This window comes from Azorhizobium sp. AG788 (genome assembly GCF_943371865.1).
Taxonomy (GTDB): Bacteria; Pseudomonadota; Alphaproteobacteria; order Rhizobiales; family Xanthobacteraceae; genus Azorhizobium.
On sequence record NZ_CALRWL010000032.1, the window covers coordinates 36,760 to 58,770 of the forward strand.

General features: G+C 66.0%; 18 protein-coding genes. 13 read left to right on the plus strand and 5 right to left on the minus strand.

The annotated features are described in order from the left end of the window. Window positions 1-170: 170 nt before the first annotated feature. The 5 genes from AAG816_RS17775 to AAG816_RS17795 all read right to left on the minus strand — a co-directional run bounded on the left by AAG816_RS17775 (window position 171) and on the right by AAG816_RS17795 (window position 7,637). Window positions 171-1,628, minus strand: coding sequence for an aminotransferase class V-fold PLP-dependent enzyme (locus AAG816_RS17775; RefSeq protein WP_341991003.1), 1,458 nt, complete (start codon window positions 1,626-1,628; stop codon window positions 171-173). Window positions 1,629-1,686: 58 nt separating this feature from the next. Then, window positions 1,687-2,352 carry a ChrR family anti-sigma-E factor gene (locus AAG816_RS17780; protein WP_341991004.1) on the minus strand — a complete coding sequence of 222 codons (666 nt, stop codon included), beginning with the start codon at window positions 2,350-2,352 and terminating at the stop codon, window positions 1,687-1,689. Further along, window positions 2,349-2,957 (minus strand): sigma-70 family RNA polymerase sigma factor, encoded by a 609-nt coding sequence (locus tag AAG816_RS17785; RefSeq protein WP_341991005.1) that lies wholly within the window; start codon window positions 2,955-2,957, stop codon window positions 2,349-2,351. Before AAG816_RS17785 ends, AAG816_RS17780 begins: the two co-directional genes overlap by 4 nt. Before the next feature lie 368 nt (window positions 2,958-3,325). Then, a complete protein-coding gene (locus tag AAG816_RS17790; protein ID WP_341991006.1) occupies window positions 3,326-4,255 on the minus strand; it encodes a response regulator in 930 nt (309 codons plus the stop codon). Further along, window positions 4,245-7,637, minus strand: coding sequence for an ATP-binding protein (locus AAG816_RS17795; protein ID WP_341991007.1), 3,393 nt, complete (start codon window positions 7,635-7,637; stop codon window positions 4,245-4,247). The genes AAG816_RS17790 and AAG816_RS17795 overlap by 11 nt, the downstream gene beginning before the upstream one ends. Before the next feature lie 428 nt (window positions 7,638-8,065). Between AAG816_RS17795 and urtA the strand changes: the two genes are divergently transcribed. The 13 genes from urtA (at window position 8,066) to AAG816_RS17860 (ending at window position 21,927) form a co-directional block, all read left to right on the plus strand. Next, window positions 8,066-9,346: an urea ABC transporter substrate-binding protein gene (urtA, locus tag AAG816_RS17800; protein ID WP_341991008.1), complete on the plus strand. Its 1,281-nt coding sequence runs from the start codon at window positions 8,066-8,068 to the stop codon at window positions 9,344-9,346. 348 nt (window positions 9,347-9,694) lie between these two features. Beyond that, window positions 9,695-10,621: an urea ABC transporter permease subunit UrtB gene (urtB, locus tag AAG816_RS17805; RefSeq protein ID WP_341991009.1), complete on the plus strand. Its 927-nt coding sequence runs from the start codon at window positions 9,695-9,697 to the stop codon at window positions 10,619-10,621. Between the two features lie 10 nt (window positions 10,622-10,631). Then, complete coding sequence (urtC, locus tag AAG816_RS17810) at window positions 10,632-11,783, plus strand: urea ABC transporter permease subunit UrtC (RefSeq protein WP_341991010.1); 1,152 nt, start codon at window positions 10,632-10,634, stop codon at window positions 11,781-11,783. Window positions 11,784-11,793: 10 nt separating this feature from the next. Further along, window positions 11,794-12,561 (plus strand): urea ABC transporter ATP-binding protein UrtD, encoded by a 768-nt coding sequence (urtD, locus tag AAG816_RS17815; RefSeq protein ID WP_341991011.1) that lies wholly within the window; start codon window positions 11,794-11,796, stop codon window positions 12,559-12,561. A 10-nt stretch (window positions 12,562-12,571) separates the two neighbouring features. Beyond that, window positions 12,572-13,261 (plus strand): urea ABC transporter ATP-binding subunit UrtE, encoded by a 690-nt coding sequence (urtE, locus tag AAG816_RS17820; protein ID WP_341991012.1) that lies wholly within the window; start codon window positions 12,572-12,574, stop codon window positions 13,259-13,261. 112 nt (window positions 13,262-13,373) lie between these two features. After that, window positions 13,374-14,603: a formamidase gene (fmdA, locus tag AAG816_RS17825; protein WP_341991013.1), complete on the plus strand. Its 1,230-nt coding sequence runs from the start codon at window positions 13,374-13,376 to the stop codon at window positions 14,601-14,603. A gap of 80 nt (window positions 14,604-14,683) precedes the next feature. After that, window positions 14,684-15,055 (plus strand): FmdB family zinc ribbon protein, encoded by a 372-nt coding sequence (locus AAG816_RS17830; RefSeq protein WP_341991014.1) that lies wholly within the window; start codon window positions 14,684-14,686, stop codon window positions 15,053-15,055. Window positions 15,056-15,161: 106 nt separating this feature from the next. Beyond that, a complete protein-coding gene (gene treZ / locus AAG816_RS17835; RefSeq protein ID WP_341991015.1) occupies window positions 15,162-16,988 on the plus strand; it encodes a malto-oligosyltrehalose trehalohydrolase in 1,827 nt (608 codons plus the stop codon). Between the two features lie 298 nt (window positions 16,989-17,286). Further along, window positions 17,287-17,787 (plus strand): hypothetical protein, encoded by a 501-nt coding sequence (locus AAG816_RS17840; protein WP_341991016.1) that lies wholly within the window; start codon window positions 17,287-17,289, stop codon window positions 17,785-17,787. A gap of 25 nt (window positions 17,788-17,812) precedes the next feature. Continuing rightward, window positions 17,813-19,513, plus strand: a complete 1,701-nt coding sequence (locus tag AAG816_RS17845) for an ATP-binding protein (protein ID WP_341991017.1) — start codon at window positions 17,813-17,815, stop codon at window positions 19,511-19,513. Then, a complete protein-coding gene (locus AAG816_RS17850; RefSeq protein WP_341991018.1) occupies window positions 19,510-19,920 on the plus strand; it encodes a response regulator in 411 nt (136 codons plus the stop codon). Before AAG816_RS17845 ends, AAG816_RS17850 begins: the two co-directional genes overlap by 4 nt. Before the next feature lies 1 nt (window position 19,921). Beyond that, entirely contained in the window at window positions 19,922-21,142 is a 1,221-nt protein-coding gene (locus tag AAG816_RS17855) for an EAL domain-containing response regulator (protein ID WP_341991019.1), read from the plus strand. Further along, window positions 21,139-21,927 (plus strand): response regulator, encoded by a 789-nt coding sequence (locus tag AAG816_RS17860; protein ID WP_341991020.1) that lies wholly within the window; start codon window positions 21,139-21,141, stop codon window positions 21,925-21,927. Before AAG816_RS17855 ends, AAG816_RS17860 begins: the two co-directional genes overlap by 4 nt. Window positions 21,928-22,011: the final 84 nt, after the last annotated feature.

Here is a 22,011-nt window from a genome sequence, read left to right on the forward strand (position 1 = left end):
GGGAGGGAAAATGGTGGGCGGTACCGTCTTGGGTGCCGTCGCAGTGGAACTGTGCCGCCTCAGGTGCGGGCTCCTCCCCCCTTGCGGGGGAGGGCAGGGAGGGGGGTGAAACGGCTGCAAGCCAAGTGCGCGCCCTTGGCGCTCGGGCGCGCCGGCACCGGGCAGCCTCCTCAGGCGGCGGAGGCGGCCGTGCGCTTGTCCCCCAGCTCCAGCACGCCGCGCACCAGGGCTTCCAGATCCTGGCGCCGGGTACGGTGGTTGGTCAGGCAGGCGCGGATCGCCGTCACCCCGGACAAAGTGGTGGTGGAGGGGGCGGAAAGGCCCAGTTCCTGGAGATCGGCGACGATCTCCTTGTTCAGGGCATTGGTGGCGGCCCGGTCGCCCGGCCCCACATAGCGGAAGCAGACGATGTTGAGACTGGCCGGCGCCAGCAGTTCCAGGCGCGGCGCGCTCTCGCGCACCAATTGCTCCAGATACGCCGCCTGGGCGATGTTCTTGCGCATGATGGCGCCGAGGCCCTCCAGGCCGTGGCTCTTGAACGTGAACCACACCTTCAGCGCCCGGAAGGTGCGCGACAGCTCCGGGCCATAGTCGCAGAACCAGGGCTCGCCCGCCGCCAGCCCGCGCTCGGCGGTGGCCAGATATTCCTTACGGGCGGAGAAGGCGGCGTAATGGGCGCTCTCATTGCGGATCAAGGCGATGCCGGCGTCATAGGGCACCTGGAACCATTTGTGGAAATCGAACGCCACCGAATCCGCCCGCCCCATGGCCTCTGCCCGATGCCGGTGCGCCGGGCTGAACAGCGCGCCGATGCCGAAGGCCGCATCCACATGGAACCACAGACCCTCGCGGGCGCAGATGTCAGCCACGCGGGCCACATCGTCGATGGCGCCGGTATTTACCGTGCCGATGGTGGCCACCGCGCAGAACGGCACCAGCCCCGCCGCCCGGTCGGCGGCGATCATGGCCTCCAGCGCATCGCAATCGATCTCGCGGGCGGCATTCACCGGCACCGGCCGCACCGCGTCCCGGCCGAGGCCCAAGAGGTCGAACGCCTTGGCAAAGCAGCTATGGGCCTCGGTGGAGGCATAGCCCACCAGTCCGGCGGCGGCTTTGGCCACGCCGTCGCGGGCCACGTCGCCGCTGGCGTGGGTGTTGCGGGCCACCGTCAGCGCGATGATGGTGGCCATGGAGGTGCCGGAGGTGAGCAGGCCGCTGGCGGAGGCGGGCAGGCCCACCATCTCCTTGCACCAGTCCACCACCTGATGCTCCAGATCGCTGGCGATATGCCACCGCCCGCCCACATTGGCGTTCATGAAGGCGGCCATCAGTTCGCCCAGCACCCCCTCCGCATTGCCGGCGCCATGCACCCAGCCGAAGAAGCCCGGATGCACATTGCCCACCCCATAAGGCAGCACATGGGCCTTGAAGGCGGCATAGACGTCGGCCACCGGCTGCGGCGCCTGCGGCAGCGGCTCGCGCAAAGCGGCCTGGGCGCTGGCCGGGGGCGGCACCCACACGGGCGCGTCGAGGGCGCCTTGCAGATGGGCGAGGCCATCGTCCACGGCGGTGTGGAAGGCGGCGCGCAGGGCGCTCCAGTCGGCCGGATCGAGGGTGGGTTCGCTCACGGGGCAGGGCTCCTGGCAGCGGAATGCCGAACACGTGGGATCATAGCCCGCGGTGGGCTCAGTGCGTGAAGGGACGCAGCAAGGTGCCGAGCAGGCCGCGGAAGCGCAGCGCGCCCTCCATGGCGATGATGCAGATGCAGCCGTCCCGGGCATCGGCCACCGGCTGGTGCTCCACCTCCGGGTCGGCCTCGCACACATCGCCCGGGCCATAGCGGCCGGACGCATCGGAGAAGGCGCCGGACATCACATAGGTGATCTCCTTGCCGCCATGGCCATGCTCGGGCAAGGCGCGGCCGGGCGCCACCTGCACCAGTCCCACATTGGCATGGGCGACGCCGGGAATGCCGATGCGGCTCCAGCGCACCCCGGGGCCGACCCAGATCCACCGGCCCACGGTGCAATCGGCCAGAGCGCGCGGCAGCGTGACGCCGGCGGGCAGGCGGGCCGCATGGCGCGGCGGCTTGCGACTGGCGGCCGGCCGGGCCGCCGCGCGGGGCGGGGCGTCCAGCAGCGCCAGCGTCCGGTCCAAGGCGTCATCGGAGAGAGCCGTGGGCGGCAGGGTATCGAGCAGCGTGCCGGCGGTGGCCTCGAACAGCGCCAGCCGGGCGCGGGCCTGGGGCGCCGCTTCCAGATGGGCCGCCACCACCAGGCGGGTGGCCGGCTCCAGCGTGCCGGCGGCAAAGCGGGCCAGGGTTTCGTCCTGGGGCAGATGGGTCGCGCTCATCCAAGGTCATCCAGCAGCGTGCGCAGGCGGCTCAAAGCGAGTCGCACCCGCGATTTGGCGGTTCCGAGCGGAATGCCCAGTTCTTCGGCGATCTGGGCGTGGGGCTTGTCCTGAAAGAAGGACAGGCGAACGATATGGGCCTGCTCCTGCGACAGGGCACTGAGCGCCACCCGCACCTTGGCCTCCCGCTCGGCGGTGATCACCAGGGCTTCGCCATTGGGGGCGTCATCCGGGGTCTCGTCCGCATCGGAGGGCAATTGCGCCACCGGGCGGTCGCGCCGCAGGGCGTCGATCTTCAAATTGCGGGCGATGGTGAAGATCCAGGTGGCGGCCCCGGCCTTGGCCGGATCGAAATAGGAGGCCTTGCGCCACACCGAGAGCATGGTCTCCTGCGCCACCTCCTCGGCGGCGGTGGGGGTGAGGCCCGAGCGCATGAGAAAGGTCTTCAGCCGCGGCGCGAAATGCTTGAACAGCGCCGCGAACGCCTCGCGGTCGCCGCGCGCGGCGATGTCCTGGATCATGCGGTTGAACGGGGCGGAATTGGTCGGTGCCGGAGTGGGGGGGGCGGGATTGGCGGGCGCAGGAGGGCGATCGGCATCGGTCATCGGCGACGCCCGCGCTCTGCGCCATCCGGCACTTCTGTTCTGCACCCACACCTACGGAGCGGCGGCATTCACATCCTCGTCTGCGGTCCGCACCGAAACCGTCAGGCGCCTGCCCGCGGTTCAAGCTCAACCAGCGCGATAGAATAGGCGGCGCGCCCGGATTGTCCAAGGCCTGTGCACCGCCGCTGCCCAAGGTCCGGGCAGGGGCCAAATGGCGCGGGAACGGGCATGTCGTCGCTCGCACGGCCGCTCCCGGCCCCGCAGGGGCCAAATGACGCGGCCGCCAAGCCGCATGCGGCGGGCCGCCCCTGGGCTTCGGCTTGCCAAAGACCATCTTGATCGCAACGACATATCTTCCTTGAGCGATCTTACTTGGGCGAGAGCGCCCGCACGGCGATGGCGGCGGCGGCGGCGCGGTTCTCCACCCCGATCTTGGCGTAGATCTGCTCCAGATGCTTGTTCACCGTGCGCGGCGACAGGCCCAGAATTTCGGCAATGTCGCGATTGGGCTTGCCGCGGGCGATCCAGGCCAGCACCTCCGCCTCGCGCTGGGTGACGGCGAGGGCGAGGCGCAGCACGTCCTCATCCTTGATGCGCACCGCATCCGCCACCCGCAGCAGCACCTCCCGCTCGCCGATCTGGCCCACATAAGAGAGCTTCAGCGTCCGCTCGCCCAGCCCATCCGGCACCTCGATGGTCTCGGGCGGGGTGGTGGGGGCGCCATGGGCGCGCGCCAGCCAGGCCCGCACCGCCTCCGGCAGCAGATAGCCCTCGCCGGGCAGCGCCGTGAACAGGCCGCCGATCAGCCGCGTCGCCTGCGGCGTGCTCCACAGCACCCGCCCGTCCAGGCTGGCGGACATGAGGAAGCGGCCGGCATTGTCCAGCGCCACCTGGGCGCTCTGGGTCTGGCGGGCATTGGCCAGATGCACCCGCATGCGGGCGATGATCTCATTGGGCACCACCGGCTTGGTGACATAGTCCACCCCACCCGCATCCAGCCCCTTCACGATATGCTCGGTCTCCGACAGGCCGGTCATGAAGATCACCGGCACATGGGCCAGCGCCTTGTTGGTCTTCAGCCGCCGGCAGGTCTCGAAGCCGTCCATGCCCGGCATCATGGCATCCATGAGGATGACGTCGGGGGTGATCTGCTCCACCAAGGTGAGGGCGTTGGCCCCCTCCACCGCCACCAGCACGGTGACGCCGGCCTCCTCCAGCGCATCGGTGAGGAGGCTGAGGGTTTCGGGACTGTCGTCCACCACCAGGACGATGTCGCGACGTTTGGCGCTATGCATCATCGGTGCGCAGTGCCTCCAGCACGGCCATGTAACGGTTGAGATCGAAGGTGCGCACGATGTCGCTCATTTCTTTGACGAACGGCTCGTGCGCGGGGGATTCCGCCGCAAGGGCCTGCAACTTGGCCTGGATGCCGCGCACATAGCCGATCTGGCCCAGGGCCAGCAGTTCCTCCAGATGGCCGGCGGAGGGCGGGATCACCGGCGCGGCCACCACGGCGGGCGGCTCCGGCGCCTCGCTGTGGAAGGTCCATTCCAGGGCCAGCAGGGCGCGGATCTTCTCCAGCAGCGCGCGCAGATCCACCGGCTTCACGCAGCTGTCGTCATGGGCGTTGGCCTCGGCGGCGCGGGCCTCGTCGCTGCGGCCCATGTCGGCCGCATTGGCGGACACCATGATGATGCGGGCATTGGGGGCGACGCGGGTGCGCAAGGCGGTGGCCACCTCCCAGCCGGTGAGGTGGGGCATGGAGACATCCAGCAGCACCAGGTCCGGATCGGTCTGCGCCGCCATCTCCAGGCAGGCGAGGCCATCGGCGGCGGTGAAGACGATGAAGCCCAGCGGCCGCAGCACCTCGCACATGAGGTCGCGATGGGCATCGTCATCATCCGCCACCAGCACTGTGCGGGCCTGCCCCGCATAGCCGGCGATGCGCCGTTCCGGCGGCGCGGCCTCGTCGCGGCCCTGCACTTGCGACAGCAGCAGCCGCACCTTGAAGACGCTGCCCTGGTCCAACTCGCTCTTGAGGGTGATTTCCCCGCCCATGATCTCGGTGAGCAATTTCGTGATGGTGAGCCCCAGGCCAATGCCGATGGCATTGAACGCCCCGCCGCGCGCGCCGCGCTCGAACGGCTCGAAGATGCGCTCGCGCTCTTCGGGGGCGATGCCGATGCCGGTGTCCTCGATCTCGAATTCCGCCACCTGGTTGCGATAGGACACCCGCAGCGCCACATGGCCGGTGGCGGTGAACTTGATGGCGTTGGACAACAGATTGATGAGGATCTGCCGCAGCCGCTTCTCATCCGTATGCACCACCGCCGGCAGCCGTTCGGACCGGGAATGCAGGAACGCCACGCCCCGCGCCTTGGCCTGGAGGCGGAACATGTCGACGATCTGGTCCAGCAGCTCGCGGATCCGCACCTCGTCACGATAAAGATGCAGCCGCCCGGCCTCGATCTTGGAGATGTCCAGGAGGCCATCGATCAGCCCCGACAGATGCTCGGACGAGCGCCGCACCACGCGGATGGCATCGCGGCGATGGGCGGGAATGGAGGTGTCGCGCTCCAGCAATTGGGCATAGCCGAGGATGGCGTTGAGCGGCGTGCGCAACTCATGGCTGATGCCCACCACATAGCGGCTCTTGGCGAGGTTCGCCGCCTCCGCCACTTCCTTGGCCTTCTGCAATTTGGCGTCGGTGCGCTTGTGGGCCTCGATCTCGCGCATGAGCAAGGTGGTCTGGCGCTGGCTTTCCTCCTGCGCCACCCGGCGGCTGTCCTGCGCCAGCACGAACAGCCAGGCCACCACGCCGGCGATGATCATCAAGATGAAGTAGAGCGTCCACAGCGTGGTGCGGATGGCCGCCCCCTGGGCGGGGGATTCCAGGCGGGCATGGAAATAGATGATCGCCAACAGGCCGCCGATCACCAAGGCGAGGATGGCCTGGATCGCCAGATAATGCCCCACCCGCGAATTCAGCTTGGCCACCGCCCAGGCCGGCAGCGCGGCGCCCAGCACGGCCAAGATCTGGTCGCCGGCGCGGGCGTCCACCTTGCAGCGGTCGTGGCAGCGGGCATCCAGCGTGCAGCACAAGGAGCAGATCGGCCCGGCATAGACCGGGCAGTTGGCCATGTCTTCGTGCTCGAACTTGTGCTCGCAGATGCAGCAGCGCACCATGCCCTGGCGCCACTGGGTCTTGGGCGTGCGGGCGATATAATAGCGGCCCTTGGTGGCGTAAGCGATGGCCGGGGCGGCGAGGAACGACACGCCCAGCGCCACGAACGGCGCGAACGCCTGGGGGAGTGGCCCGAACATCCCCGTATAGGCCAGCACCGCCACGCTGCCCCCGGCCAGTACCGCGCCGATCCCCACCGGGTTGATGTCATAGAGATGGGCGCGCTTGAACTCGATGGTGGGCGGGGACAGGCCGAGCGGCTTGTTGACCACCAGATCCGCCACCAGCGCCGCCACCCAGGCGATGGCGACGATGGCATAGAGGCCCAAAATCTCGTCCAGCACCCGATAGATGCCCAGCTCCATCAGCATCAAGGCGATGGTGACGTTGAACACCAGCCACACCACCCGGCCGGGATGGGAATGGGTGAGGCGGGAGAAGAAGTTCGACCAGGCGATGGACCCCGCATAGGCGTTGGTCACATTGATCTTCAGCTGCGAGACGATGACGAACACGCCCATCAGCCCCAGCGCCACCTGATGGGAGGGGATCATGGCGCCGAACGCCACCAGATACATCTGGGTGGGCTCGGCCGCCTTATCCAGCGGCACCCCGCTCTGCAGCGCCAGATAGGCCAGGAACGAGCCGAACAGCATCTTCAGCGCGCCGGGAATAATCCAGCCGGGGCCGGCGGCCAGCAGAGAGATCCACCATTTGGCGGTGCCGCCGTCACGGGAGCCGGGCTGGCGACGGGGCAGGAAGCGCAGGAAATCCACCTGCTCGCCGATCTGCGCCACCAAAGCGAACACCACCGTGGAGGCGCCGCCGAAGGCCAGGAGATCGAAGCTGCCGTCCTTGGGGCCGGACAGGCCGGTAAAGGCGGTCCACTGGGCGATGTCGTCGCCGCGGAAGGCCACCAGCCAGACCACGGGGATGATGTGCAGCACCAGCCATAAAGGCTGGGTCCAGGTCTGGAACCGGCTGATGAAGGTGATGCCGTGGGTGACCAGAGGGATCACCACCACCGCGCTCAGCACATAGCCCACCGACAAGGGGATGCCGAAGCACATCTCCAGCGCCAGGGCCAGGATCGCCGCCTCGATGGCGAAGAAGATGAAGGTAAATGAGGCATAGATCAGCGAGGTGACGGTGGAGCCGATATAGCCGAAGCCGGCGCCGCGGGTGAGCAGATCGATGTCCACGCCAAACTTGGCCGCATAGAAGCTGATGGGCAGGCCGACGGCGAAGATGATGGCGCTGACCACGATGATGGCGGCGGCCGCATTGGTGAAGCCATAGCTGAGCGTGATCGCCCCGCCGATGGCCTCCAGGGCCAGGAAGGAAATGGCGCCCAGCGCGGTGTTGGCGACCCGGAAGGCCGACCAGCGGCGCGCGCTCTTGGCGGTGAAGCGCAGCGCATAGTCTTCCAGCGTCTCATTGACGACCCACTGGTTGTACTGGCGTCGCACGCGCACGATCCGCTGTTCCGCCGGCATGGTGGTGTGCCCCGTCCCCGATCCGGTCGAAGGAACCTCCTGTCGCATCGCCCCCCTGCACGCTGGTTCTTATTCTGGTAATCGTTCCTGTGGCGTCTGCAATTTTTACGTGCATCGCCGGTCCTGCCGAGCGTTGCCGAGATCATCGGCTTGGCCCGCGCGTTTGTCATCCCCGTGCCGCGCCGGGCGCGCCCAATAACGCGGCATGTCCTGCCTATAGAAGACGCGCTTTACCTTCCCGCGCGCGCACGAAGCCTCGCCTAAGGCGGACTTCCCTCGTTAACACCCATCTTAGGGCATGTTGCGATGCCGCATATACGTCAATCGACGTATTGCTGCACCGCCCCCGTCCCGTGAAGCATAAGCCCCATCGCAGGTTCGATCGTGAATCTGCCAACGCCACGTAACATTCGTGGAGGGGGATGGGCATGTCTTCCAGTGACGACCGTCAAGACAAGATGAGCGCCACGCGGCGCGGCGTATTGAAGGGGATGGCGGCGCTGCCCATTGCTGCGGCTGTTCCTGCCGCGAGCCTGTTTTCTCACAGCGCGCTGGCGCAAACACCTGCCACGTCGGCAGTCAATACAACGGGCCTGGCGGTAACCGACACCGAAGTTACGGTGGGCATCCTGCACTCGGTCACCGGCACCATGGCCATTTCCGAGACCGGCTCGGTGCAGGCGGAGAAGCTGGCCATCGACCAGATCAATGCCGCCGGCGGCATCCTCGGCCGCAAGATCAAATACATTCAGGAGGACGGCGCCTCCGACTGGCCGACCTTCGCCGAGAAGGCCAAGAAGCTCTTGGTGCAGGACAAATGCGCCTCGGTGTTCGGCTGCTGGACCTCCGCCTCGCGCAAGGCGGTGCTGCCGGTGTTCGAGCAGTATAACGGCATGCTCTATTACCCCACCTTCTATGAAGGCCTGGAGCAGTCCAAGAACGTGATCTACACCGGCCAGGAAGCGACCCAGCAGATCATCGCCGGGCTGAACTGGGTGGTGAAGGAGCGCGGCGCGCAGACCTTCTATCTGCTCGGCTCGGACTATATCTGGCCGCGCACCTCCAACAAGATCGCCCGCAAGCACATCGAGAATTTCCTGAAATTGAAGGTGGTGGGCGAGGAATATTTCCCCCTGGGCCACACCCAGTTCAATTCGGCCATCAACAAGATCAAGCTCACCAAGCCGGACGTGATCTATGCCATCATCGTCGGCGGCTCGAACGTCGCCTTCTACAAGCAGCTCAAGGCGGCGGGCATCGATCTGTCCAAGCAGACCCTGCTCACCATCTCGGTGACCGAGGACGAGATCCAGGGCATCGGCGGCGAGAATATCGCCAACGCCTTTGCCTGCATGAAATATTTCCAATCGCTGGACAATCCCAACAACAAGGCCTTCGTCGCCGCCTTCAAGAAGACCTATGGCGACAAGATCGTGATCGGCGACGTGACGCAGGCGGCGTATCTGGGGCCGTGGCTGTGGAAACTCACGGTGGAGAAGGCCGGCTCGTTCGACGTGGACAAGATCGCCGCCGCCTCGCCGGGGGTGGCGTTCGACAAGGCGCCGGAGGGCTATGTGCGCATCCACGAGAACCACCATCTGTGGAGCAAGACCCGCGTCGGCAAGGCCCGTCTGGACGGCCAATATGACGTGGTGTTCGAGACCTCCGAACTGGTGGAGCCCGATCCTTTCCCCAAGGGCTATCAGTGAGCAGGCGCTCATAAAGCGGGACGCGCTCATAGGGCGCGGCGTAAAGCCCTCTCCCGCTTGCGGGGGAGGGTTGGGTGGGGGCCGCCGCAGGCGGAAACCCGCCCGCTTTGCTAGCTCCTTACGGCGACGGCGAAACGGCTGCCGCTCCCGGTCGAGCGCCGATCCGCATCCGTGCCCGCCGCGCTCCGCGCGGCCCCCACCCTATCCCTCCCCCGCAAGCGGGAGAGGGGACCTGTCGCGTGGCGGGAAGGGCCGCCTCAGCACGACGGCCGCGCTGAAAGCCGCTTCCTCCCACACGTTCGCCGCCCGTCCGCCGACCATCCGACCCGAACGCCGAGGAACCTGCACATGTTCATGGGATATACGCTGGGCGAACTGGGCTCCATCTTCGCCATGCAGGCGTTCGCGGGGCTGATCCTGTTCTCCGTCTTCGTGCTGATGTCGCTCGGCCTGGCCATCATCTTCGGCCAGATGGGCGTGATCAACATGGCCCATGGCGAGTTCATGATCCTCGGCGCCTATATGACCTATCTCACCTCGCAGCTGTTCCAGGCCTATCTGCCGGGGCTGAACGGCATCTACTTTTTCGTCGCCATGGCGGTGGCGTTCGTGGTCTCCGGCGCCTTGGGCATGCTGGTGGAGTGGAGCATGATCCGCTTCCTCTACAAGCGCCCGCTGGACACGCTGCTCGCCACCTGGGGCCTCTCGCTCATCATGCAGCAGGCGTTCCGCTCCATCTTCGGCGCCCGCGAGGTGGGGGTGGAACTCCCCGACTGGATGATGGGCTCGCTGCCCGTCACCAGCAGCATCGATGTGCAGATCAACGGCCTGTTCGTCATGGGCCTGACCACGCTGATCGCCGGCGCGGTCTATCTCTTGATGTTCCGCTCCCGCTGGGGCCTGCAGGTGCGCGCCGTGGTGCAGAACCGCACCATGGCCGGGGCCATCGGCATCAGTACCGAGCGCATCGATCGCTACACCTTTGGCCTGGGCTGCGGCATCGCCGGCGTGGCCGGGTCGGCTTTCACCATGATCGGCTCCACCGGGCCCACCGCCGGCCAGCTCTATATCGTCGATACCTTCCTGGTGGTGGTGTTCGGCGGGGCGACCTCGCTGGCCGGCACCATCGCCTCGGCCTTCACCATCTCCCAGGCGCAGTCGACCATGGAGTTCTTCATGTCCGGCTCCATGGCCAAGGTGCTCACCTTGCTGGTGGTGGTCGGCATCCTGATGCTGCGGCCCGAAGGCCTGTTCGTCCTCAAGGTTCGGCGCTGAGGAGCCCCGCATGTCCAAATCCTTTTCGCCCCCGTCGCTCGCCCCCAAGGCCTTCACCCGCTCCAAGGATCTCATCGGCGTGCTCCTGCTCGCCGTGCTGCTGGCGGTGGTGCTGCCGCTGATCCTGGATCCGTTCCGGCTCAACATGGTGGGCAAATATCTCACCTATGCCTTCGTCGCCGTCGGCCTGGTGCTGTGCTGGGGCAATGCGGGCATTCTCTCGCTGGGTCAGGGGGTGTTCTTCGGCCTCGGCGGCTATTGCATGGCCATGTATCTGAAGCTCCAGGCCTCCACGCCGGAGGCCACCAAGATCCAGTCCACGCCGGGCATTCCCGATTTCATGGACTGGAACCAGATCACCCAATTGCCCTTCTTCTGGGTGCCGTTCAAATCGCTCGGCTTCTCGATCATCGCGGTGATGGCGGTGCCGGCGGTATTTGCCCTGGTGCTGGCCTATGCCTTGTTCAAGCGCCGGGTGGGCGGGGTGTATTTCGCCATCATCACCCAGGCGCTGGCGGCGATCATGAGCATCCTGATCATCGGCCAGCAGGGCTATACCGGCGGGGTCAACGGCATCACCGATTTGCGCACCCTGCAGGGCTGGGACATCCGCACCGACAACGCCAAGTTCATCCTCTATTTCGTCAATGTGGCGCTCCTCGTCGGCTCCATCCTGCTGTGCCAGTTCATCAATCGCTCAAAACTGGGGCGCATATTGGTCGCCATGCGCGACAAGGAGGACCGGGTGCGGTTCTCCGGCTATGACGTGGCCTCGTTCAAGATCTTCGTGTTCTGCTTTGCCGCAGCTTTGGCCGGCGTGGGCGGGGCCATGTTCACCTTGCAGGTGGGCTTCATGTCGCCCTCGTTCGTGGGCATCACCCCCTCCATCGAAATGGTGATCTACACCGCGGTGGGCGGGCGGCTGTCGCTGCTGGGGGCGGTCTACGGCACGCTCTTGGTGAACTGGGCCAAGACCTCCTTCTCCGAGAGCTTCCCGGAGCTGTGGCTGTTCGGCCTCGGGGGCCTGTTCATCGCCGTGGTGCTGCTGTTCCCCAATGGCCTGGCCGGTCTCTACCGCTCCTATGTGGAACCGCGCCTCGGCGCCCTGTTCTCTCGCAAGCCGCCGCAAGCCGCCACCACCGCTCCCGCCCCTGCCGAGTGAGGAGGACGCCATGAACCCACCCGTGATTTCCGACCAGATGGCGCCCGACTTCCTGCTGGCGGTGGAGGGGCTTTCCGTCTCCTTCGACGGCTTCAAGGCGGTGGACGATTTGTCCTTCTATGTGGATGAGAATGAGATCCGCGTCATCATCGGCCCCAATGGCGCCGGCAAGACCACGGTGCTGGATCTGATCTGCGGCCGCACCAAGGCCACCGCCGGCTCGGTGAAGTTCAAGAACACCGAACTCACCAAGATGAAGGAATATGAGATCGTCCGCGCCGGGGTGGGGCGCAAGTTCCAGAACCCGTCGATTTATGACGATCTCACCGTGTTCGAGAATCTGGAGATTTCCTATCCCAAGGGGCGCGGCGTGCTGGGCGCGCTGGCGTTCAAGCGCGACGGGGCGGTGAAGGACCGGGTGCAGCATGTGGCCGAGACCATCTTCCTGGCCGATCTGCTGAACCAGCGGGCGGAATATCTCAGCCATGGCCAAAAGCAGTGGCTGGAGATCGGCATGCTGCTGATCCAGGACCCGGAACTGCTCATGTTGGACGAGCCGGTGGCGGGCATGAGCGTGGCCGAGCGCAAGAAGACCGCTGAGCTGTTGAACACCATCATCAAGGACCGCTCGGTGATCGTGATCGAGCACGACATGAAGTTCGTCGAGGACATCGCCCACAAGGTCACCGTCCTGCACCAGGGCAAGATCCTGTCGGAAGGCTCCATGGCCAAGGTCCAGGCGGACCCCAAGGTCATCGAAGTCTATCTCGGCCACTGAGAGGCGCATCATGCTCAACGTCGAGAACCTCGTTGTCTCCTATGGCCAGAGCGAAGCGCTGCATGGTCTGAACTTCGCCGTCGCACCCAATGAGATCGTGGCCATCATGGGCCGCAACGGCATGGGCAAGACCACGCTGATGAAGTCGCTCATGGGGGTGGTGCCCACCCGCTCCGGCAAGGTCTCGCTGGGCGGCGGCGACATCACCCATCTGAAGAGCTTCCAGCGGGTGGCCAAGGGTATCGCCTATGTGCCGCAGGGGCGGATGATCTTCTCCACCATGTCGGTGCAGGAGAATATCGAGACCGGCCTGGTCGCCCATGGCGACAGCAAGGTGCCGCCCGATATCTATGAACTGTTTCCGGTGCTGCTGGAGATGAAGGGGCGGCGCGGCGGCAATCTGTCCGGCGGCCAGCAGCAGCAACTGGCCATCGCCCGCGCGCTCGCCACCCGGCCCAAGGTGCTGCTGCTGGATGAGCCCACCGAGGGCATCCAGCCCTCCATCATCCGCGACATGGCCCGCACCCTGAAGCGCATCCGTGATGAGCGCGGCCTGTCCATCGTGGTGTCGGAGCAGGTGCTGTCCTTCGCCCTCGACATCGCCGACCGGGTGCTGGTGCTGGAGAATGGCGAGATCGTTCACGAGGACCTGCGCGCCGATATCGACGAGGCCAAGGTCGCCAAATTCCTGTCCGTCTGAGCCGCCGCGCGCCGGCACGTCAAGCCCGCGCGGCGCTTGAGCGTTTCAAGGTGCGGATGCGTCAGCATCCCTGCACCTGGTCGAAGTGGTCCCAAGGAGAACGGAGCCGTCCATGACTGAAACCCTGATCAAGGTGGATCTCAACCAGTCCGCCTACGACAACGACATGGTGCACAATCGCTGGCACCCGGACATTCCCATGGTGGCCTGGGTGAAGCCGGGCGACGATTTTATCGTCGAGACCTATGACTGGACCGGCGGCTTCATCAAGAATAACGACAGCGCCGACGACGTGCGCGACATCGATCTGTCCATCGTGCATTTCCTCTCCGGCCCCATCGGGGTGAAGGGGGCCGAGCCCGGCGATCTGCTGGTTGTTGATCTGCTGGATATCGGCGCCATGCCGAGCAGCCAGTGGGGCTTCAACGGCTTCTTCTCCAAGAACAATGGCGGCGGGTTCCTCACCGATCATTTCCCCCAGGCGCAGAAGTCGATCTGGGATTTCAAGGGCATGTTCACCTCGTCGCGGCATATTCCGGGGGTGAATTTCGCCGGCCTGATCCATCCCGGCCTGATCGGCTGCCTGCCCGATCCCAAGATGCTGGAGACCTGGAACACCCGCGAGGCGGCACTGATCGCCACCAATCCCACCCGCGTGCCGGGCCTCGCCAATCCCCCGTTCGGCCCCACCGCCCATATGGGCCGGCTGACGGGCGCGGCCAAGGACAAGGCGGCGGCGGAAGGCGCGCGCACCGTGCCGCCGCGCGAGCATGGCGGCAATTGCGACATCAAGGATCTGTCGCGCGGCTCGAAGATCTATTTCCCGGTCTATGTGGACGGCGGCGGCCTCTCCATGGGCGATCTGCATTTCTCCCAGGGCGATGGCGAGATCACCTTCTGCGGCGCCATCGAAATGGCCGGCTGGGTGCATCTGAAGGTGGAGGTGCTCAAGGGCGGCATGGCCAAGTACGGGATCAAGAATCCCATCTTCAAGCCCTCGCCCATCACCCCGCACTATAATGACTACATCATCTTCGAGGGCATCTCGGTGGATGAAGCCGGCGAGCAGCATTATCTCGATGTGCACATCGCCTATCGCCAGGCCTGCCTCAACGCCATCGAATATCTGAAGAAGTTCGGCTATTCCGGCGCCCAGGCCTATTCCATCCTCGGCACCGCGCCGGTGCAGGGGCACATTTCCGGCGTGGTGGACGTGCCCAACGCCTGCGCCACCTTGTGGCTCCCCACGCAGATCTTCGACTTCGACATCAATCCCACCGCCGCGGGACCCACCAAGTTCATCGACGGCTCCATCGACATGCCGCTGTCGCCGGATCTGTAGCGCACGCGAACGCCATGGCCGGGGATGACCGCCCGGCCATGGTTCAAGCCAAACGGCCCAGGTCCGGGGAGGACAATGCGATGCCGGTCTATGATTATATGTGCGAGAGCTGCGGGCCATTCACGCAGATCCATCCCATGAGCGCCTGCTCGGATGCGCAGCCGTGTCCCGACTGCGCCACCGCCTCGCCCCGCGCCTATCTCACCGCGCCCTATTTCGCCGGCATGGACGCGGGCCGCCGCACGGCGATCGCCACCAATGAGCGCAGCGCCCATGCGCCCATGACCAACGGCCAATTCGCCGCCAAGAGCGAACGGACCCGAAGCGAGGCAGCCAAGAAACACGGCGCCGGCTGCGGCTGCTGCGGCGGCCAGATGAAAAGCCGCACCAAGACGGCGGCCAGCGGCGCCAAGAGCTTCCCGTCCGCCCGGCCGTGGATGATCAGCCACTAGGCCGCCGGGCGGGAAGCGGAACCGGAGCGTCCGGGAGGGGTTAGGTGGGAGCGCCCGTCGGCGCAGCCCGTTCGCGCGGGTTGGTTCCTGCCCGGTGCGTTCCTTCATGACCCATCCCGTTCCGCAGACCGCGTCCGTCCTTGCCCGCGCCCATGTGATGCCGTTCGGCGCCATGCTGGTGCGGGGCGGCGTGCATTTCCGGTTCTGGGCGCCGGGGGTGGAGGCGGTGGGCCTCAATCTGCTGGACGGGCCGCTGCTGCCCATGACCCGCGAGCATGGCGGCTGGCACCATCTGGTCACCGACCAGGCGCGGCCGGGCGCGCGCTATATGTTCCGCCTGCCCGATGGGCTCGACGTGCCCGATCCCGCCTCCCGCTTTCAGCCTGAGGATGTCCACGGCCCCAGCGAGGTGATCGATCCCGCCGCTTATCCCTGGCGGGATGGCACCTGGCGCGGGCGCCCGTGGCACGAGGCGGTGATCTATGAACTGCATGTGGGCACGTTCACGCCGCAGGGCACGTTCGCGGCGGCGGCGGAGAAACTCGATCATCTGGCGGATCTCGGCATCACCGCCATCGAGATCATGCCGGTGGCGGATTTTCCCGGCGCCCGCAACTGGGGCTATGACGGCGCCCTGCTGTTCGCGGGCGATGCCGCCTATGGCCGGCCCGAGGACTTCAAGGCCCTGGTGGAAGCGGCCCATGCCCGCGGCATGATGGTGCTGCTGGATGTGGTCTATAACCACTTCGGGCCCGACGGGAATTATCTCAACACCTATGCGCCCACCTTCTTCACCGATCGCCACCACACCCCCTGGGGGGCGGCGATCAATTTTGACGGCCATGACTCGGCCCCGGTGCGCGATTTCATCATCCACAATGCGCTCTATTGGCTGGAGGAGTTTCACCTCGACGGCCTGCGGCTGGACGCGGTGCACGCCATTCGCGACGACAGCCAGGAGCATCTTCTGGCGGAACTGGCCCGCCGCGCGCGGGCGTCGTGCCCGGAGCGGCCGATCCATCTGATCCTGGAAAACGAGGAGAATGACACCGCCCGCCTCGCCCCCGGCGATGACCGCAGCTTCACCGCCCAATGGAATGACGATGCCCACCATGTGCTCCACACCGCTCTGACCGGCGAGCACGAGGGCTATTATGCCGATTATGCCGGCGACATGGACAAGCAGGCGCTGGCGCTGGCCGAGGGGTTCGCCTTCCAGGGCGAGGAGATGGCCTTCCGCGGCTCTGCCCGCGGCGCGCCCAGCGTGCATCTGCCGCCCACGGCGTTCGTGGCCTTTCTCCAGAACCACGACCAGATCGGCAACCGGGCCTTCGGCGAACGCATCGCGGCGCTGGCGCCCGCGCCGGCGGTGCGGGCGGCGGCGGCCACCTATCTGCTGTGCCCGCAGATTCCCATGCTGTTCATGGGCGAGGAATGGGCCGCATCCACGCCATTCCTGTTCTTCTGCGACTTTGCCGGCGAACTGGCGGAGGCGGTGGCCAACGGGCGACGCGCCGAATTCAAGCACTTTGCGGCGTTCCAGGATCCCGCGAAGCGCGACCGCATCCCCGATCCCTCCGCCCTGGCCACATTCCGCGCCAGCACGCTGGATTGGGCCGAAGTCCAGCAGGCCGGCCACCGCGAGGTGCGGGACTGGTATCGGCGCATCCTGGCCGTCCGGCGCGAGAGGGTGGTGCCGCTGCTGCCGGGCATTGCCGCCGGCGGCACCTGGCGGGTGGTGGGCGGCGCGGGCATCGAGGTGCAGTGGGCGGCGGCGGATGGTTTGGCGCTGGAACTGCGGGCCAATCTGTCGGGCGAGAGCGTGAGCGGGTTTACGGTGCCGCGCGCGCATCTGCTGTGGAGCGAGGGCTGGTGGGACGGTGCCCGGAGCGGGCCGTGGTCGGTGCTGTGGTCGCTGGGCGATACAGCATAGTCCACATGGGTGCGGTGCACGGGTGATGTGTGGGGTGCAAGGCGCGGAACATGCAATGCCTGATTGTTTTCAAAATGGAATGAATGGTATCTATTGCATGCCAGAACGGAGCGATTTTGCATCCGTCCGCAACGGGGCTTGTGTAGGCTGACGGAGGCAAATCCCTAAAAGGGGAAATCCCTCAAAAGGGGAAATCCCTAAAGGGGAATGGGGCGGGTCATGGGCGTGGCGCGATCGCTGGACGGAGTGCAGCGGCGGCGACATCTCGGGCGCGCAGGGGCGGGATGGATCTGCGGAGATGATAAAACTCCTCGGCACGTTTTGCGTGCTGTGGCTGGTTGCATTCCCGGTGCGCCAGACGCAGGCCGAGGGCGTGCAGAGGCCACTGACGATCACGGTGGTGACCGGGGCCGGGCAGTTACTGTTTGAGCGGGCCCTCGATTTGGCCGCGCTCGATGCCTTGCCTCAGGCGAGAATTCTCACCCATACCCCCTGGACCCACGGCATGCAGGCTTTCACCGGCCCATCCCTGTCCACTTTGGCCGCTCTGGGCGGCAGGGCGGTGAAAGAGGTGCGCATCACCTCCCTGGGGGATTGGTCTGCGACCATCCCGGCGTCAGACTGGCAGGGGCAGGGCGTCATACTCGCGTCACGGCTGAACGGAGACACCATGCGGGTACGCGACAAGGGACCCTATTGGATCATGTACCCGATCGACGGTAGGCGTGATCTTGATACGCAGATGTATCAAGCCCGAATGGTCTGGCAGGTCAAAGCACTTGAATTCGTTGTTCAATAATAAGCCCCGGGCCTGGACGCGGCTGATGCCCGCAGCGCTCATCGTGACCACGCTCGGGCTGTTTCTGGCCACCGGGATGCTTTACGTGTCGCAGACGCAGCATCGGGCGTTGCTCTCGGCGACCGTGCGCTCGTCCGGCTGGGTCGCCTACCAGGCGCAACTGGAATATGTGAAGACCCAAGGCCAATTCGAGGTCGCGCTGCTGCGCCCCTCGCGGCGCGCGCTGGACGAATTGCAATTCCGCCTGGAACTGCTGCGCTCGCGCCTGCCGCTGCTCTATGATTCCGACGAGGGCCGCTTGCTCCAGGAGGTCATCGCGCAGAAGGACGCGGTGCAGCGCTACGAGGTGGTGCTGGACACGCTCATTGATTCCTTGCCCGAACTGGCGCCCAATTCCGAGGCCGCACTGCCCGCGTTGCGCAAGGGCTATTATGAGATCGAACCTCTGGGGCGGTTGCTACAACGGGTGTTGATGCAATCCATCGCCTATAATGAGGAGATCTTCCGCCGCGAGCGCGAGGTCGCAGCCAGTCCGGCCATCGTGCCGTTCGCGCTGCTGTTCGTCTCCGGCACCTGCCTGGTGGTGATCCTGTTCCTGGACGGGCGGCGCGACCGCCAGCGCCTGGCGGAAACCATGGCCGCCCAGGCGGCGGTGACGGCGGTGCAGGAGAATTTGCGCGCCATCATCGAGGCCATGCCCATCGGCACCATCATCGTCGATCCCGATGGGGATGTGGTGCGCTTCATCAATCCCAGCGCCGCGGCCCTGGTGGACCCCTCTCCGGACCATCCCGAATGGAAGCGCCTGGTGCGCGCCGCGTTCGAGGCGGCGGTGGATGAGAATGGCCGGCGATCCGGCTCGCTCTCCATGGCGTTCGCCAAGCCGCAGGGCGACATCATTTCCCTGCGCGGCGCGGTGTGCGGCGTGATCTGGGAGGGCCGACCGCAACTCCTGATCCTGCTCACCGACACCAGCCGCATCCGCAACGCCGAACTCCAGCTCATGCAGGCGGCCAAGCTCGCGACCCTGGGTGAAATGGCCACCGCCATCGCCCACGAGCTGAACCAGCCGTTGGCGGTGATCAAGATGGCGGTGTCCAATGCCCGCCGGCTGGTGCTGAGCGAGGCGGATCCGGAAGCCATCACCTCCAAGCTGGAGCGCATCAGCGCCCAGGTGGACCGGGCCAAGCGCATCACCGACCAGGTGCGCCGCTACGCCCGCATGCCCTCCGACCAAACCGGCAGTTTCTCCTGCCGCCACGCGGTGGAACTGGCGGCCGGCTTCATCGCCGAACAATATCGCGCCGCGGGCATCCGCATTTCGCTCGAACAGGAAGTCTCCCCCGAACTGATGCTGGCGGGCGACCAGACCATGTTCGAGCAGGTGATCGTGAACCTTCTGGTCAATGCCCGCGATGCCTATGACACCGTACAGCGCGACACCCGCCAGGCGGTGGTCGCGGTGCGCACCCAATTGCGGGGTGCGGATCTGTTGATTGAAGTTGAGGATGATGCCGGCGGCATCCGGGAGGATATTATCGGCCAGATTTTTGATCCATTCTGCACCACCAAGTCCGCCGACAAGGGCACCGGGCTCGGCCTGTCCATGGCCCGCAACGTGGTGCGGGACATGAACGGCACCATCGTCGCGTCCAACATCAAGGGCGGCGCCCGCTTCACCATCACCATCCCCGTGGATCGCGGCCTGTCGCAGGACGTCGCATGATGGCGACGCGGTCCATTCTGATCTGTGACGACGAGGCGGAACTGGCGGAAGAATTGGGAGAGTTTTTTGTCTCCTGCGGCTGGGAGGTCCGGGTCTGCATCTCGGCTCCGGCAGCCCTTGCCGCCCTCTACAACGGTTTTGCCCCCAGTTGCCTGCTGACCGATCTGCGCATTGCCGATCACGACGGGGCAGAACTTGTGGCCCATACCCGGGGGCTGCCAAAGCATTTGCAGCCGCAGGTTGTTGCGATTATCACTGGGCATGTGGTGAGCGAAACCGCTGCTGCCGAATTCAATGCGGATTTCTTGTTCGTGAAGCCCATCGATCCGGTGATTGTCATGGATGGCATCGAAAAGCTTCTTTCCGGCGCGACGGATCCCGCATCATCGGGCGCCTTCAGGGGGTGATATGGCGCGGGCCCGGGGCATTCTCGTGCTGGATGACGAACCGGAATTGCGCGAGGACATCGCCCAATTTCTCCTGGATGCGGGGTTTTTCGTCGATACGGCCGGCAATGCGGGCGAATTGTCCGATGCGCAGCTGACGACCTTCGACGTCGTTCTCCTGGATATTGCCATGCCGGGCCTCGATGGCCTGGACGTGGTGCGGCGGTTCAGCCTGATGCCCCAGCCCCCGCGCCTGCTGCTGATCAGCGGCCGCGGCGAAGACATGCTCCAGACCGTCGCCGATGTGGCCCGCCGGGGGCAGGTGGATGTGGTCGGCGTGCTCCAGAAGCCGTTCGACCCGCAGGATCTGCTGGACTTGCTGCGCCGCCCGCCCGCCCGCCCGCGACTCACCACTGCGCCGCAATGGACCAACGATCAGATTTTGCGTGCGGTGGCCCTTGCGGTGGAGACCGGCACCCTGCCGCTGGCGTTTCAGCCCAAGGTGACCTGCGATCAGCTGGCCTTTGCCGGTGCAGAGGCGCTCCTGGCCGGGCACTTGCCGCATCTTGGGCCAGTGTCGCCGCCGGACATGGTGGACGCGGCCGCATCCGATCCGCATCTCCTGCGGGAGATGAGCCTGGATGTGGTGCGAATGGCAGCGGAGGGCTGCCGGCGGTGGACAGATGCGGGATGGGCGTGCCCGGTCAGCATCAATTTGCCGTTTGAGGTGTTGCGCGGCGAGCAGATTGTGGCCACCCTTTTGGCCACCGTGCGGGCGGCAGGCATACCGGAGAGCAGTGTGATCTTCGAATTGACCGAGGATTCGATCTACGATTCCTCCACTGAGGCCCTCGCGGTGTTGGCGCGATTGCGTCTGGCCGGGTTCGGCCTGTCCCTGGATGATGTGGGGCGGCGGCAAAGCGGGCTGCTCCAGGTGGCGAATCTGCCGATCACCGAAGTGAAGATTGATCTCGAAATCCTCGCCCAGGCGCGCCGATGGGTGAAATCGCGCTCTATTTTTGGCTCCATTGCGGAACTTGGGCGTCGCCTCGGGCTCTCCGTGGTAGCGGAAGGCGTAGAAACACGCGATGATCTCGCGCTCGTGCGCAGCCTTCCCGTGGACTATGTTCAAGGATACCTGGTGTCCCGCAAACTTCTCCTTCCGGATCTCCTCGCCATGTTGGCAGCCTGTCCTCCCCACGGCCCGCTGGTTCCCGTGGATAGCGCGGCCTCCGCGCCATGAGCACCGAAATCCTGCCCACCCGCGTCCTGCTGGTCGACGACGACCCCGACGTGCTGATCGAACTGAGTGAAGGCCTCGCGGCGCTGGGCCTGCCTTCGCTCACCGCCGAGACCGCCGTCGAGGCGCTCGATCTGGTGCAGAAGAACGACGATCTGCAGGTGATCGTCACCGATCTCCAGATGCCGCGCATCGATGGCATCGAACTGTTGCAGAAGCTCGCGGTGCGCCGGCGGCTGCGGCCGATGGCGGCGATCGTGATCACCGGCCATGCCTCGCTGGATCGCGCGGTGGGCGCGCTGCGCCTGCATGCGGTGGATTTTCTCCAGAAACCGCTGTCGGCGGAGGAAGTGGCCCACGCGGTCAACCGCGCGCTGTCGCTGGTGGAGGACGAGACCGTCGCCGCCAGCGGCGCCAGCCTGGTGACGGCCACCACCACCGCCCGCCCCAATTATCTGCGCGCCCTGGTGGCCGCGCGGGCGGACCGCGATGCGATATTCCAGGCCGGGCTGTTCTCCGATCCGGCCTGGGACATGCTTCTGGATCTGGCGGTGGCGGAAGCCACCAATCGGCCGATCTCGGTGACCAGCCTGTGCATCGCCTCCGGCGTGCCCACCACCACCGCGCTGCGGCGGATCGATGATCTGAAGGATGCCGGCCTGCTGGACCGGGTCCCCGATCCCGGCGACCGCCGCCGCATTCTGGTGCGGCTGACCGGAACCGGGCGTGAGCGCATGGAAGCCTTCGTGCAGCGACAAGCCGGGCGCCTCGGCATCAAGCTGGACTAGGCAGCCATCGCCCGGCTGGCATCGCGCTCCGGGCGATCAACAACCGCGCGCTCGATGCCGCGGCGCCGTCCGGCCGCGCTTTCA